Here is a 14,236-nt window from a genome sequence, read left to right as displayed (position 1 = left end):
GCTTGATATCTCGCAACGCCGAAGCCCACAGCGTCAGCGTATCTTCAACTGACGCGCCACCAATCATCAGATCCCGAATCATGGTCGCCCATGGATTCAGAACCTTCAGGAAGATGCAACTGTAATGCTAGCACTACTTTGGCAGATTGTTGGATTTGGGCTCTTTATTAGGATTCCCGAATCGATTTTTCAATGATTCATGGGTGGTCGGCTCTTGGAGGGCTGACCATGGCGGAATGGGAAGACGAACTCGAACGCTGGCTGAAGCCGTTCCTGGACCGGTTGGGTCATAAGACCGGCAGCGGATGTGTCCCCTGTACGTTGCGGGATTGATCGGCCCGGGCGATCGCAAGAGCGTTCAGCCGATGGCAGAACGCCTTGCAACCGGCAACTACGATCAGCTGCACCATTTCATCGCCGAAGGTGTCTGGGACGCATCACCGCTGGAATCTGAGCTGCTCAACCAGGCGGATCGGCTTGTCGGCGGCAAGGATGCGGTATTAGTCATTGATGACACCGCAATGCCGAAAAAGGGCGAACGCTCGGTTGGTGTCGCGGCTCAATATGCGTCCTCTCTTGGCAAAACGGCAAATTGCCAAACGCTGGTGTCGCTGACCCTTGCGCGCGGCGAAGTGCCCGTGATGGTCGCATTGCGTCTCTTTCTGCCCGAGAGTTGGACAGGCAATGTGTCTCGTTTGATGCGTGCTCGGGTGCCGATCGAACGTAAGCGTCGTGCTCAGGCCACGGCTTTGAGGGCTTGAGCGCGGTAGGACCAGGGCAATAGCTGGTCGATGTCGCGGTTGGGATGCCCTTTGACGATCCTGGTCAGGACGTTGGTGAGATAAGCGAGCGGATCGACGTCGTTGAGCTTGCAAGTCTCGACCAGGGACGCGACGACAGCCCAGTGTTCGGCACCGCCGTCGGATCCGGCAAACAGCGCGTTCTTGCGACTGAGCTTGATGCCACGGATTGATCGTTCGACGGTATTGTTGTCGAGTTCGATGCGGCCGTCATTGATGAAGCGCGTCAGTCCCTGCCAGCGCGAGAGGGCGTAGCGGATGGCGTCGGCGAGCTTGGTCTTCTGGCTGATGAGAGCCAGTTTGGCGCGCAGCCATACCTCGAAGGCATGGGCCAGTGGTCGGCTCTTCTGCTGCCGCACGAGGCGGCGCTCCTCCGCGCTGCGGCCGCGGATCTCCTTCTCGATCGCATAGAATGCGGCAATGTGCTTGAGCGCCTCGCTTGCGATCGGCGCCGGTCCGGCTGTCGCGAGTTCGTAGAAGTTGCGCCGCATGTGCACCCAGCAGAAGGCAAGCTCGACCTCGCCACGCTCGGCAAGCTTTGGATAGGCGTTGTAACCATCGACCTGCAGGACGCCCTTGAAGCCGGCAAGATGGCTGAACAGCCGCTCGGCCTTGCGGTCGGGTGCATAGACATAGGTGATGCCGGGCGGATCGAGGCCGCCCCAGGGCCTGTCGTCGGCGGCATAGGCCCAGAGCTGGCCGGTCTTGGTGCGCCCTCGACCAGGATCGAGCACCGGCACCGTCGTCTCGTCGGCGAACAGTTTGGATCTCGCGCGAAGCACCGTGAGAAGGCGCTCATGCAGCGGGCGCAGATGGAAGGCGGCATGCCCTACCCAGTCCGCCAGCGTCGATCGATCGAGAGCGATGCCCTGGCGGGCATAGATCTGGGCCTGCCGGTAAAGCGGCAGATGATCGGCATATTTGGACACCAGAACCTGGGCGACGGTTGCCTCCGTCGGCAGTCCGCCCTCGATCAGCCGGGCCGGAGCCTCGGCCTGCAGGACGCCGTCCTCGCAGGCGACAGGCGTATTTGGGGCGCCGGGTGACGACAACGCGGAACTGCGCCGGCACCATGTCCAGCCGTTCGCTCCTGTCCTCGCCGATCCGATGCAGTTCGCCCTGGCAGCAGGGGCAGATCTTGTCGTCGATGTCGACGACGACCTCGATCCGCGGCAGGTGCGCCGGCAGTGCTCCGCGATTGTTGCGGCGCTTGCGCGCCCGTTCGGCCCGGCCTTCCGGAGCTGTCTCGTCTTGGCTGGCTTCTGTACAGGCCGCAACCTGTTCGACGTCCTCGAGGCCTAGCAGCATCTGCTCCTCGGGAAGCGACTCTGCCTTGCGGCCAAAGCGATGACGCTGCAATTCCTTGATGATCTGGCGCAGCCGCTCGCTCTCATGCCGCTCGGCCAGCAGCATCGCCTTCAGCGTCTCGGGATCATCAGGAAGGTTATCGCTCACAGGCAAATCAGAGCATATTCGCGCCCGCCTGACGACGTGCTCGATGCCCCTGATTCACTTCGCCGCAGCGCGGCCCACAATTATCCGGCTTGCGTCGGGACGACCGTCTCCCGTGCCGCGTGAACACGCCGCCAATCGAGCCCTTCGAGCAACGCCGACAATTCCGCCGTCGACAAACGCATCACGCCGTCCTCGATCTTCGGCCAGCGGAAGACGCCTTCCTCGAGCCGCTTGGCGAACAGGCACAAACCCGTACCATCCCAAAAAATCAGCTTGATCCGGTCCGCCCGCTTGGCACGGAACACATAAACAGCACCCGAGAACGGATCGGCCTTCATGTGCTCGCGCACCAACATAGCCAGGCCCTCCATTCCCTTGCGGAAGTCGACCGGCTTGGTTGCCACCATCACCCGGACAGTTCCGGACGGGCCGATCACCGGCTTGCCTTCAGCGCATGGAGGATGGCCGCAATCATCGCCACGTCCGCGCCTCGGCCGACCCGGATCGTGACGCCTTCGGCTTCGATCTCGATGCACCCGGCATCGCAACGGCGAGCCCCGACATCCGGCTTGGCCTTACGTCGCGCTGTCTTGCGCTCATGGCCAGCAACCGCGACTGGTGCCATGGCGTCTACCACCGCCGGTACAAACTGCGGATCGTCCGCCATCGGCGCCGGCTGCCGGCGTGCTTGCCGGCGCCAGGTGAACACTTGTTGTGGGGTCAGCCCGTGTCGCCGGGCAATCTCGGAAACGACCGCGCCTGCGACCAGCGTCTCCTCGACAATCCGGGCCTTGTCGTCCTTGGAGAACCAACGACGGCGTCCCGTCTCCGTGATCACTTCCAGCCGGCGCGCCGTCACGTCCGACTTAAGCGTATGGTCAAGCATAGACACAAGCCGATCCCTTCAAAGAGATCGTGAAACTCGCCTATCCCATGTGCCGTGAGAAGGTGGGAGCGGAACGGCGCTTACGATCGAACACCGAACGGCAAGATCCAAGCCAGAAATCGCTTTGGCTGAGGTTGATCGAGCGATGGCAGCCAACGTGCGCTTTGGATGTGTGCTGGCGGATGCAGGATACGGGCTCAGCGCACCATTTCGACAAGGGCTAACAGAACGCGGATTGGCCTGGGCCGTCGGCATCCCTCGGCACCTCAAGGTGTATCCGGTTGATGTGAAGCTCATTTGGCCGATTACCAAAGTCCGCGGGAAACCACGAAAGCACCACGTGCCGGATATCTTATCGATTGCGGCAGAACACATGCTGGCGAGCGCCAAATGGAAAACCGTGAGTTGGCGCAGCGGGACGAAAGGTCGGCTGAAAGCCCGATTTGCTGCTCTCCGTGTCCGCACCGCCGACGGCCCTCCGCAGCGAATCTGGGATAAGGGTCAGCAGCATCTCCCGGGCGACGAAGCTTGGCTCATTGGCGAGCAGCGTGCCTCAGGGGAGAAGAAATACTATCTCGCCAACCTCCCTGCGGCGACGGATCTGCGCACACTGGCCGCCACCATCAAGGCACGATGGATTTGTGAGCAGGCGCATCAGCAGTTGAAGGAGGAGCTTGGGCTTGATCACTTCGAAGGGCGATCATGGCAGGGTCTTCATCGCCACGCCCTGATGACAATGATTGCCTACGCCTTCTTGCAGCACCGTCGCCTCGCACATGCGGGACGGAAAAAAAAGAATCAATGGGCCTCCGCCTCAACCAACCATGCCCGCCGTACGCCACGCCATCGTCGATCTCATTCTCCGGCCGCCATCGCAGCGATGCCCGCACTGCAGAAGACGAATTTGTGAAAAACCACAGCACAAACCAAATCTGCCAAAGTAGTGCTAATCCCTTCGGTAGTAGAGAGGACACCTCGCTCCCCACGCTGAATACAAGGTTTATGGCTTGGCAGCCGAGAAACGCGCTGCCACGGTCTCTGCTCCCACGGTAGAGAGGCGCATCAAGAGGAATACCTTTTACCTCGGGCATCGCATTCCTCCTCGCTCTTGGAGTGTTTGGACGCAACTGTAGATTCAGCTAACTCATCTCAGCAACAGTGCTCGGTTTTTGAAGCATCCTGAAGAGACTGTGATGATGCAACCTCGATGATGCAACCTCCAATGCAGCTCGGTGATCCCTCGGCTCATAGAGCGCTGATCATGATCGTCTCGCCGACGACGCGTACAGTTCTGCGCGCTGCACCTCAATTCTGTGGTGCAGAATGAGCTTGACGATCGTGCGTTCATTCCCGTGAAGTATGCTCACCGACGATGATGATAACTCGATAGGCCTCTCTATCTGTCGCATGCAACGTCGATGCCAAGCACCTCATTCGGTGTTAGAGGACTCGCTCGGATGAAGATGTACGAGAAGGCCGCCGACAACCGTCGCCTCTTCTGCTGTTGCCTTCCCCCTTGTTTGATTGGCCACGCGGAATGTCGAAAGTCCGACATGATCAATTGGGACATAAACGCATGACGAGTTCGCACGCCTCGCAGTTTTGGGAGGCTCGACTAAGCTTTAATGTCGAAACGCTATCGCTGTGCATGGCCCGAAACGCATGCTAGCGGATACCCAGGTCGCGTAAGAAGATCGGAACAGCTGTAGCAACTGTGCAAGAGTTGCGTGAGTTTGCATTCGTACGAGATTCTCGGCGCGTCGATTGCACAGGATGGATACTCCAATTCGCAAGACTCGGAGAACCTCATGCGTTCTGCGCCCCACTCCCGCGGCCAGCCACGAAGAGCTCAGTACGTGCATCTGTGCGGAACCGGCGTTGCGTCGCCTGCAGTCCACGCGCATCTTCCGGAGGAAACTCGGTCGTGATTCGTCGGGCTCAACAAGGTGGCCCAATGTCATGATGCCAATTCAACACTCCGACGGTAATGTATGAACGGCGGACGCGTGTCCACGACGTGGAATCGTTATCGAGTTGGTTTTCACGCCGAGTTACACGGCACTACGCACAGCCTTTGGGCATCGCAGCGGGACACAGCAGATCGACCAGGGGGCGATTGACATAGTGCATAGTGGATGTCGCAAAGACCTTGCACCCACACACTCTCGAGGAAGCGAAATTATGGGACGTGTCAGCGAAAAAGTCATTCTGGTGACCGGCGGGGCTCGAGGGATGGGGGCCGCTCATGCGCGCCTGCTGGTAGCGGAGGGAGCTAAAGTCGTGATCACCGATATTCTTCGTAAAGAAGGCGAGGCTTTCGCGGCCGGCCTTGGCACATCCGCGATCTATCTGCGTCAAGACGTCGCTCAGCCAGAGGAATGGTGCCAAGCGATCGCGGCTGCGGAGAGCAAGTTTGGCGCGCTGCATGGCCTCGTCAACAATGCCGGCATAGTCAGTATTGCTCCTATCGAGCAGTTTCCGCTTGAGCAGTGGACGAAGACCCTTGCTGTCAATCTCACCGGTGTATTTTTGGGAATGCAGACTGCCCTGCCGGCCATGCGCCGCGCGGGCGGAGGCTCGATCGTCAACATCTCGTCGGTCGAGGGGCTGAGGGGTAGTGCAGGGCTTCACGCCTACGTTGCTTCCAAGTTCGGCGTGCGGGGCATTACCAAGTCCGCTGCTTTGGAGGCCGCTGCGTCTGGGGTTCGAATAAACTCAGTCCATCCGGGGTTAATCAACACCTGGATGACAAAGGACTTCGATTCTTCCAGTTTTCCCATTCCGCTTGGGCGGGCAGCCGAGCCGCCGGAAGTGTCACAGGTAGTGTTGTTCCTGCTCAGTGACGAGTCCTCTTATCTTACGGGCTCCGAAATCGTCGTCGATGGCGGTCTGACGATCGGCGTCCCGTACAAGTGTCAGGCGCCCGAAAGCATCTTCTGACTAGCAGCTGATCAATTGTCACATAAAACAAGATCTGAGGTTGCGATGTAGTACAGCAGTGGGAACTACGAAGCCTATGCTCGCCCCCGCAAGCCCGCTGGTGTGGACAGCAAGACTTGGCGGCGCTCTCCGGCGCGGCCGCCGGTGCTGGTTCCGGCGACATAGTCGAAATAGTCCGCCAGACGACAGTCTGGCGCGGTTGCTTGCCTTGGTTAGCAACCGCTCGATTTCCTCTAGAATTTTCAACGAGAGGCCCCCTCGGATTCCGCCCCCGTCTATGGCAAGACGTTTGCGCGGCCCGCCACTCTCGAGCCGCGCTTTTAGATCAATCCGACGTTCTGGAAGACGTCCCACCATGTGCTTCTCCCGCTTTTGAAACTCCGAGGGAAGCGAAACCCGAAGATGCCTCGATCGCTTATCGCTGCGGGACATGCAAAGTGGTGACCAAATAGGGGCCAGCACATCCGTAGCACTACTCGATGCACCCTAACCTAAGCCTCAGGCCGAGGTTGTATCGTGAAGTTTCTCACAATCGCTGTTGTAGTTGGATGACGCAGCTCACCGCGGCGTGTCCGCGACGATCGACGGCGAGTTCGGCAGTCCCGCGCAGGGTCTCACCAAATTCGCGGTGTCGGCGCCTGATAGACAAGTCGCAGGTTCCGCTCACTAGAAATGTCATCGGTGAGAGGACAGCTAGGCTGGCCTGATCGCCCTATGTTCGACCCGCCGGAGGCGCGGAGTGTATTGATCATCCGCAACAGGGAAGGGCTCGCAGAGCTTCGAGGCCGTCAACGATACCGATAGAACCCGAAGCGGACGATGTCGAGTGAATGTCCCTCGAGCGAGGTCGAAGCACTGCGAAGGGCGATTTCTCCTGGCAGATTCCGCGGCACAGTTGGTCGTTCTCCCTTGGGACCTCAACTCTACAACATTTGGTAGTAGATGATTCCAGCCATATGATGCTTCCATCACAATTACTCGTCGGCGGCAATTCGATTGATGGCGCTGCCTGGGGCCTTACTCCTAAAACTGGGAGCCCACTTTGCGCTTGCCGAACTATTCAAGAACTCTGAGCTCTGACCGAAAACAGCTTCCCTTCACAGGGCGTGAACCATGTATAAAATCGACCGCGAGCGTTTTCTCGACCTTACCGAGAATCATGACATCCCAACAGTGCCGCAAGTCGAGGCAATACTGGAGGAAGCGGAGAGCGAGTCACTCAGCTACGCGAAGCTCAATTCACTCGTGAACGCGATCCACTCAACCGAGTTCCAGGCCATTCGCGACAAAGTTCTTGCAAAGTCCGAATTTGTCCGTCGCAAGATTTATGGCGGCTTGGTTGTTTCGATGGCACCGGTGGAGGTAACAAATCGCTGCGCGTCTGATTGTAATTTCTGTGGCTGGCGCTCCGACAACAATGAGATGCGCCGGATAAGCCTGGACGAGCGGCTCATTGTCGTGCAGGTTGAGTACCTACTCGCGAAGGGTTTCCAGCACATCGAACTTGTTGGTGGCGATGATGTAAAATTCGTAAGAGATCAGCTTCCCGTCCTTGTTCAACGAGTAAGGCAGATAATGGGCGGAAGTCTCGCAAACAGAGTACTGTTTTGCACGATGGCGCTGACGTCACGGCATTATAGAAGCCTGAAGAACGCCGGCGCTGACGGCATCATCATGTGGCAGGAGACTTATGACCATGAAGTCTATAACTCCCACATTACGAAGGGTCCCAAGGCTCGCGGCATCGATGACAACTACAAGGTCGTGAAGAATGGTGATGGATACCGCTTCCGGTTGGAGAGCCAGGATCGCGCGCTACGGGAAGGCTTATCGGCTTCAGTTGGAGCAATGCTAGGCCTAAATCCAAATATCGGGTTCGAGATAATTGCAACCGTAGATCACGCCCGATATCTGGAAAGTTCGTACCAGCCCGGTGATCCTATTATCGTAGGCATGCCAACTTGGAACAACATTACTACGCCGCGCACCGACAAAAGACCAGCGCGCACTCTTCCGATCGACGGCTATTTTGCATTCTTCGCATCGATCTACTTTCTCGCATTGCATCGCTACCGCGCATGGATATTCCCGAATTGCAGGGTGAGCCTACCGATCCAGATCGACGCTGTTCGTGCGGCCGGTGTTTATACCTCAACTGAGGTAAAACTCGGGCCGGGTGGATATCTAAACTCGGCAATTGCCAAGCTTCCGGTCGAGCAACGAGCTGCCATCATGCAGATGCTGAAATCGACATTCAAAGGAGAGTTATCAGCAGAAAATTGGCATGATGAGCTCGACAACCTTGAGCAGTTCAAGCACGACTTTCACCATCACGAGACCTACGTAAAAGCGTTGACTGACGCCGGCTTATTCATTGGCAGCCAAACGGCGCCTAGTTCGGCGAACCATTGATCGGGAGCGTGTTGCTCACTCCAGGTGGCCGATCATATTCGCTATGAGTCGATCAACTGCACGTGCCGCGGTCCAAATCGCTCACGAATAAGCAAGTAGCCTTCTGGACGATCCGCTGCCATTCCGCTTCGGGCTTGAGCGTTCAGACTGGGCCGGCCCTTCGCAAAGCGCTCGCAAACGCGCTCGTGTTGCTTGACCATCACGGCGGTCAGCATTTTTATGGCTGCTCGTTCCGCTTCGAAGCCGCGCAACTTCGCAAAGGTGGAACGCAGTTGCTGCAACATCGAGGAATGGTCGCGAGCCCAAAGTCCTGTGAAGGCCTCATCCACGCCGAGCATCGGAACGACCACGTGTTTCTCGTAGTCGTTCCTGGACATATTGCCGGCAACCTTGAACGCGACTGCACACGCCCTGGTTATTGATGAGAACCGCTGAAACTGACGAGCAGTGGCCACATGATTGTCGGCTGAAATAGCACGTTCCATTAGCTTGAGGCTGCGCTCGAGTTCACGGCAGAGTACGAACAAGCCTTGATGACCAGTAATCCAGTTGGTGAGGGCTTCACCGGCATGGGCCCTCCTAAGTTCCTCGTACTTCATAGGGCCAGTCATGTTCGTTCTCCGTAGTTTTCTACAATCGATTGAACGGCCTCGCCCAGGATCGCTTCCTCAACATCTGTTAGGACGCTCTTGGAGCTTACAAGTGCGGCGCATCCACTCATAGTCCGAAGAAGCGCCACCAATCCGGCAAGGTCTGAATCTTTTTGGATACGCTGGACCAAGAAGAACCAGTCGTAGCGATCCATTTTGGAGCCTGAACTCGGCACCTTGTCCTCAAGAGCGACTGCGTTCACATCGGCGCCGAGAATGAGCCTCAAAGATTTCATTTGGCTTATGAGAGATGGCGAGGAGTTTCTAATGATGTCAACTACCGCCTGCGCGCGATCTGGCGACAGATGCCTCATCAGGTCCGCCGATACCTCGATTGGAAGCATTAGATGTGGCGTGGCCATAACTTAGCCTTTCTAGATTACTCCACGAGTTTCATCCAGCCTGCACAACTACACCAGAGCCGGTTCAAACAAACCACGTCCGCAGACCAAGATCTTGGTTCGTATCGCAAGCTCTGATCAAGACCAGCGGAAGCAGCGGGTTTGCTTTCTGCCAGTGCTCGTCCAGCGGATTTGCCCCCCCCAACTGATAACGCGGTTGCTGTCTGCGCGAATTCGTCGCCCGCACGCTAGCCTCTCTGGCAGGCGAGACAGAAGCCGACGCCGCAACACAACCAGAGCACACGCCGTTCAGTCATATCTTTCCCACACAAGGGTCCCGGATTGTATCCCCGAAAAGACCAACAGGCGCCTACCAGGATTGGTCGGCCCATGCCCCCCGTCCCTGCCTCCTATGTATCCGTTGCTGAGTTTGAAGTTGTGAAAAACTTGTTTTCCTACAGTCCCAGAATTTCGCTGATGTGGAATCAGATCGGTCGCGCAGCGGGTATCATCAAAAGGAGATCACGCTGCCTGGATCGCGCCACTCGCGATCCGCAAAAGAAGCCGCGTGCCTTTGGGTACCGAACGACGTTGCGTGCTCCGATGACAAGCAAGTGCCTGAGATAGGAATCGCCCTGTTTCGTAATCCGGCCGAGTCGATCCTTCCCGCCGGTGGAATTCTGCTTAGGCGTCAGGCCAAGCCAGGCCGCGAACTCCCGCCCGGAGCGGAACATGGTCGCGTCCGGCACGGTCGCGGCGAGAGCCGTGGCCGTAATGGGACCGATCCCGGGAATCGAGGACAGCAACTTCGCCATCGGATTTACTCGCTGGATCTCAGCCAGTTCGCGCTTAATGGCCTCGACCTGCCGGTCCAATTCCTTCAGCTGGCTCACAAGGACGGCCAGCGCGATGCGGGCGTGGGCCGGTAGCGTCAGTTCCTCGTCATCCAACAAGTCCACCAGACCGTCCACCCGTTGCCGGCCTTGCCCGACAATGATTCCGAACTCAGCAAAGTGAGCCCGAATGGCGCAAGCTGTCATGGTGCGTTGGCGGACCAGCAAGCCTCTTGCACGATGAAGCATCAAGAAGCCCTGGTTCTCGGCGCTCTTGATTGGAACGAACCGCATATTGGGACGACTCCGCTTCGCAGATCGCGGCCGCGTCAGCGGCGTCATTCTTGGCTCCTCTTCGTAGGTAGGGTTTAACATAGGCTGGCGGAATCAATCTGACATCGTGCCCAAATTGCCGAATCTCCCGCGCCCAGTGGTGAGCAGTCGCGCAGGCCTCGATGCCGACCAGGCAAGGTGCGAGCGAGGAGAAGAACGACACGATCTCGCCTCGCCGGAGGCGTTGGCGACCGGCCACTTGGCCTTGGGCATCAACTGCATGGATGTGAAACACGTGCTTCGAAATGTCCAACCCAATTGTTGCGGCTTCCATTGGTCAATTGCTCCTGTAAGCGGGTTCGTCCATCGCCAGTATATCGCCGGCGCCGAGGGAGCGGGGCCGTCTTCCCCATCAACGGCCAGCTGCGGGATGAATTGCTGAACGAGACGCTGTTCACGTCAGTGGCCCAGGTTCGCATGGCTCTCGGATGCTGGCGGGCCGATTACAACGATGCCCGACCCCACTCGCAGCTCGGATGGAAAACGCCCTCCGAGTTCGCCTTCACCTGTCACCCGCGCCGGGATCTGGCGCTGCGCTATGCCGAAGGCTCCGCGCCAGCTGCCGTCGCTCCCACCGCCCAACCGGGCAAATCCAACGACCGGAGCGAACTCAGGAATGGATAAAACTTGATGTGGTGGAACGGCCCGCTCCAACAGCATCAAAGTGCTAGAACGTGGTCGTTGTTCGAACACCACAAAGGAGGGACCGTTCCGTGAAGCAGGTTATCACCATTGGGCTGGATCTGGCCAAGCACGTTTTCCAGGTTCATGGGGCGGATGCCGAGGGCTCACCCGTGTTCAACCGGAAGCTACGGCGCAGCGAAGTTCTGCGTCTCTTTGAGAAGCTGCCAGCGTGCCTGGTGGGGATGGAAGCATGTGGTAGCGCCCACTATTGGGCGCGCGAGATCGCAGCTCTCGGTCATGAGGTGCGGCTCATTCCCCCGGCTTATGTTAAACCCTTCGTCAAGCGAGGCAAAACGGATGCGGCGGACGCGGAGGCCATCAGCGAAGCGGTGACCCGAAAGACCATGCGCTTCGTGCCGATTAAGACAGCCGAGCAACAGGCTGCCGCGATGGTGCTGAAGACCCGCGCTCTTCTAGTGCGGCAGCGAACGCAGACGGTTAACGCGCTGCGCGCGCATTTGGCCGAATTGGGGATCATCGCCGCCGCCGGCATGGCAAAGGTTGAGGCGCTGATTGCGATCGTGCGGGACAAGACAGATGTCCGCCTGCCCGCAGCGGCGCGCTTCGCCCTGATGGCGATTGCCGATGAGATCGAAGCTGCAGCGGACCAGATCGACAGGCTCGAGCGCGCAATTATTGTGGAGGCAAGCGCGACGAGGACATGCGTCGGTTGACCACGATTTCTGGCGTCGGCCCCATTACAGCGGCGACCATTAAGGCGCTTGTGCCAGACCCCGGAGGGTTCACGTCAGCTCGCCACTTCGCGGCCTGGCTGGCAAAGAGCGGCTGGGGCGGATATCAAAGATGGGGAATCCGGAGCTCCGCTCTCTCCTCGTCGTCGGGGCAACGGCCGTCTTGCGGGTTGCCCGAAACGACGCGCTGAGCCGGCCGTGGCTGAAGGCGCTTCTTGCCAGACGGCCTTTCAAAGTTGTCGCGGTCGCGGAGGCCAATAAGACGGCGCGGATCATCTGGGCGCTTCTAAACAAGGGCGGGACTTATCGGCGTCCCGACCCACTGGCGATTACCGCGGTAGCCGACTGATGAACGCAATGACCGTCACAACGATCTGACCGGCGCAGGCCGGCAGAGGGCAAGGTGCAACGACAGGCGATGAACCCATGGGACGAAATCCCGAGACGAGTGAAGCCACTGCCCCCAATGCGCTCAAGCGCGCAAACTTGATTTGGCTCCTCGTTTCGCGGATCTCATCGAGGCCAGCGGCCATGTGCCGCGCGCAAAGGCCGGACATATAACCGCACCGTCCCAATGTGTGAAATCGACTGAAAAAGCTCTTGCCTCGCGGGCCGTTCCACATATGGGGGCAAGGTCAGCTGTCCCTGCCACGAGCCGCCAACTCCCACACCGGCCAGCCTCAAAGCAGCGGAAGAAGCAGGCCGGGAGATCATCGTCGTCGGAGGACGAGCCTAACTACTTGATCCCGGCCCACCAGTCGGAAGCAGCGCGGGCGCGGCTCGGAGTCGGTTAGCCAGGGAGGCATGAAGGCCCGTATCCTGCTACACCCACGCTGCCGTCGAGTTTAGCGGGCTGCCGCGCCTCGCCAAACCCATCGGCTTTGTATCGGCGCTAGCTGACTGAAAGCTGAGGAGACCGCGTAGCAATTCACCCAACGAAACGCAGCCCGCCTGGGCCACTTGCCTCGAGAACAATGAAGACGTTTAGACACCAGACAAAGGGCGTTCGGCGTGCTTACGATCAGAGGCAGCCGCACCACGACGACGGGCCGGGTTGGCGATCAGCCAAACCACTGCACGCTTCTGACTGATCGCCGTGACGACCTCACGCTCTCCCGGTTCGTGCTGCTCTTCGACCAAGTAGAGCCGGTCGTCTGAATTGCGCATCAGGTGCGTCCGTGCCGGCGGCCACGCACAGTGCACTTTCGCGGTCGAATTCGAACAGATCGTCAGATCGCTTTTGCTTGGCAGCACGAGTCAAATGTCGTCTTCTTGATGACCTACAGGCACGCTGCGTCGACGCCGCAACCTGGAGAGCTCGGCGCTGGTGGTTCTGTCGGTGCCAAAAAAAAGGGCACGCTGTCGCTATGTCACGCGAATTGTTTAGTTGTAATCCGGACACGATGCTCTGGGAAAACTCTCGGCTGTGCTGCCAAGCAGGTTGTGGGAGCTGAGGCGCACGGATCCAACTTGTCATTGATGGTTCGGGCATAACAGTCGCAAGCCAGCGCCGATTCAGTGTCTCAGCAGCAAACTCTGCGCGACGCTGGGAGGGATCGCGCATCCATGGTGCGACTTACACTGTCGCCCGTGAACAAGCCTCTAAGCGATTGAGCGGGAGTCTGTTTCTGGGATTTGATGGCGTTTGAGATTGCAGGGATTTGATGCTTGGACGCCGCAAACCTTGCAAATTCGTTTTGTGGATTCCTCTCCGTTGTGAACCGTGCTTCTGTGGTGCGCCGGAGGACGATGCGGCCGAAGAAGCATAAGACGACGGGATCGAACGATCTGTTCCGGGCACGGCTGGATCAGATCATCAACATGAAGCACGAGTTGGTTCTGCTTGCCGGCAGGATCGATTGGGACTGGATCGACGGGGAGATTGCCCCGCTCTACAGCGAGAACGGCAGACCGGGGATTGAAACCCGCTTCATGATCGGGCTGTTGTTGCTCAAGCACATTTACGGGCTGTCCGATGAGGGGGTGTGCGAGCGCTGGGTCCACGACCCATATTTCCAGTACTTTACCGGCGAAGAGTTCTTCCAGCACGCATTCCCGCACGAGCGCTCGGACCTGAGCCACCGGCGCAAGCGGCTCGGCGACAAGCTGGAGCTGTTGCTGGCCGAGAGCTTGCGGGTGGCACACGAGGCCGGCGCGTTGCGCAGCCAGGACCTCAAGCGGGTCACGGTCGGTCGAGTAGCCCCCGGGGA

The 14,236-nt window shown here is 58.7% G+C and carries 9 protein-coding genes and 6 pseudogenes; 7 read left to right on the top strand and 8 right to left on the bottom strand.

The genetic code is table 11. The features are described from left to right. Nucleotides 1–192 precede the first annotated feature (192 nt). Nucleotides 193–722 (top strand): annotated as a pseudogene (locus tag I6F33_RS37165) (IS701 family transposase); the annotation flags it as partial. A 14-nt stretch (nt 723–736) separates the two neighbouring features. Here the strand turns inward: I6F33_RS37165 and I6F33_RS37160 are convergent. The 3 genes and pseudogenes from I6F33_RS37160 to I6F33_RS37150 all read right to left on the bottom strand — a co-directional run bounded on the left by I6F33_RS37160 (nt 737) and on the right by I6F33_RS37150 (nt 3,141). Next, nucleotides 737–2,213, bottom strand: a pseudogene (locus I6F33_RS37160) (IS66 family transposase). A gap of 122 nt (nt 2,214–2,335) precedes the next feature. Then, on the bottom strand, nt 2,336–2,692 hold the full coding sequence (gene tnpB, locus I6F33_RS37155) for an IS66 family insertion sequence element accessory protein TnpB (RefSeq protein WP_225145743.1): 357 nt from the start codon (nt 2,690–2,692) through the stop codon (nt 2,336–2,338). Further along, nucleotides 2,689–3,141, bottom strand: coding sequence for a transposase (locus I6F33_RS37150; RefSeq protein WP_225143897.1), 453 nt, complete (start codon nt 3,139–3,141; stop codon nt 2,689–2,691). Before I6F33_RS37150 ends, tnpB begins: the two co-directional genes overlap by 4 nt. Before the next feature lie 85 nt (nt 3,142–3,226). Here I6F33_RS37150 and I6F33_RS37145 point away from each other — a divergent pair. The 3 genes and pseudogenes from I6F33_RS37145 to I6F33_RS37135 form a co-directional block, all read left to right on the top strand. Beyond that, nucleotides 3,227–4,051, top strand: a pseudogene (locus I6F33_RS37145) (IS701 family transposase); the annotation flags it as partial. A 1,271-nt stretch (nt 4,052–5,322) separates the two neighbouring features. After that, a complete protein-coding gene (locus tag I6F33_RS37140) occupies nt 5,323–6,081 on the top strand; it encodes a glucose 1-dehydrogenase (protein ID WP_225143833.1) in 759 nt (252 codons plus the stop codon). Between the two features lie 1,113 nt (nt 6,082–7,194). Beyond that, a complete protein-coding gene (locus I6F33_RS37135; protein ID WP_225143831.1) occupies nt 7,195–8,493 on the top strand; it encodes a hypothetical protein in 1,299 nt (432 codons plus the stop codon). A gap of 41 nt (nt 8,494–8,534) precedes the next feature. Here I6F33_RS37135 and I6F33_RS37130 read toward each other — a convergent pair whose 3' ends face one another. From I6F33_RS37130 to I6F33_RS37115, 4 genes and pseudogenes are all read right to left on the bottom strand, one after another. Next, entirely contained in the window at nt 8,535–9,104 is a 570-nt protein-coding gene (locus I6F33_RS37130) for a hypothetical protein (RefSeq protein ID WP_225129226.1), read from the bottom strand. Then, entirely contained in the window at nt 9,101–9,457 is a 357-nt protein-coding gene (locus I6F33_RS37125; protein WP_225129228.1) for a hypothetical protein, read from the bottom strand. Before I6F33_RS37125 ends, I6F33_RS37130 begins: the two co-directional genes overlap by 4 nt. A 512-nt stretch (nt 9,458–9,969) precedes the next feature. Continuing rightward, nucleotides 9,970–10,659 carry an IS110 family transposase gene (locus tag I6F33_RS37120; protein ID WP_225143829.1) on the bottom strand — a complete coding sequence of 230 codons (690 nt, stop codon included), beginning with the start codon at nt 10,657–10,659 and terminating at the stop codon, nt 9,970–9,972. A 19-nt stretch (nt 10,660–10,678) separates the two neighbouring features. Further along, nucleotides 10,679–10,924: pseudogene (locus I6F33_RS37115) on the bottom strand (IS110 family transposase); the annotation flags it as partial. A gap of 80 nt (nt 10,925–11,004) precedes the next feature. On the opposite strand from I6F33_RS37115, the pseudogene I6F33_RS37110 reads away from it, so the two are divergent. Both I6F33_RS37110 and I6F33_RS37105 read left to right on the top strand, forming a co-directional pair. After that, nucleotides 11,005–11,274: pseudogene (locus tag I6F33_RS37110) on the top strand (transposase); the annotation flags it as partial. A gap of 89 nt (nt 11,275–11,363) precedes the next feature. Further along, a pseudogene (locus I6F33_RS37105) lies at nt 11,364–12,375 on the top strand (IS110 family transposase). A gap of 635 nt (nt 12,376–13,010) precedes the next feature. On the opposite strand, the gene I6F33_RS37100 reads toward I6F33_RS37105, so the two are convergent. Continuing rightward, complete coding sequence (locus I6F33_RS37100) at nt 13,011–13,193, bottom strand: hypothetical protein (protein WP_225129232.1); 183 nt, start codon at nt 13,191–13,193, stop codon at nt 13,011–13,013. Nucleotides 13,194–13,775: 582 nt separating this feature from the next. Between I6F33_RS37100 and I6F33_RS37095 the strand changes: the two genes are divergently transcribed. Beyond that, nucleotides 13,776–14,236: transposase (locus tag I6F33_RS37095; protein WP_225143826.1), on the top strand; the 461-nt coding region annotated here is incomplete at its 3' end.

This window comes from Bradyrhizobium sp. BRP20 (genome assembly GCF_020194215.1).
Taxonomy (GTDB): Bacteria; Pseudomonadota; Alphaproteobacteria; order Rhizobiales; family Xanthobacteraceae; genus Bradyrhizobium; species Bradyrhizobium yuanmingense.
Note: the sequence above shows the minus strand (reverse complement) of the source record. Positions and strands in the feature narration are given on the sequence as shown.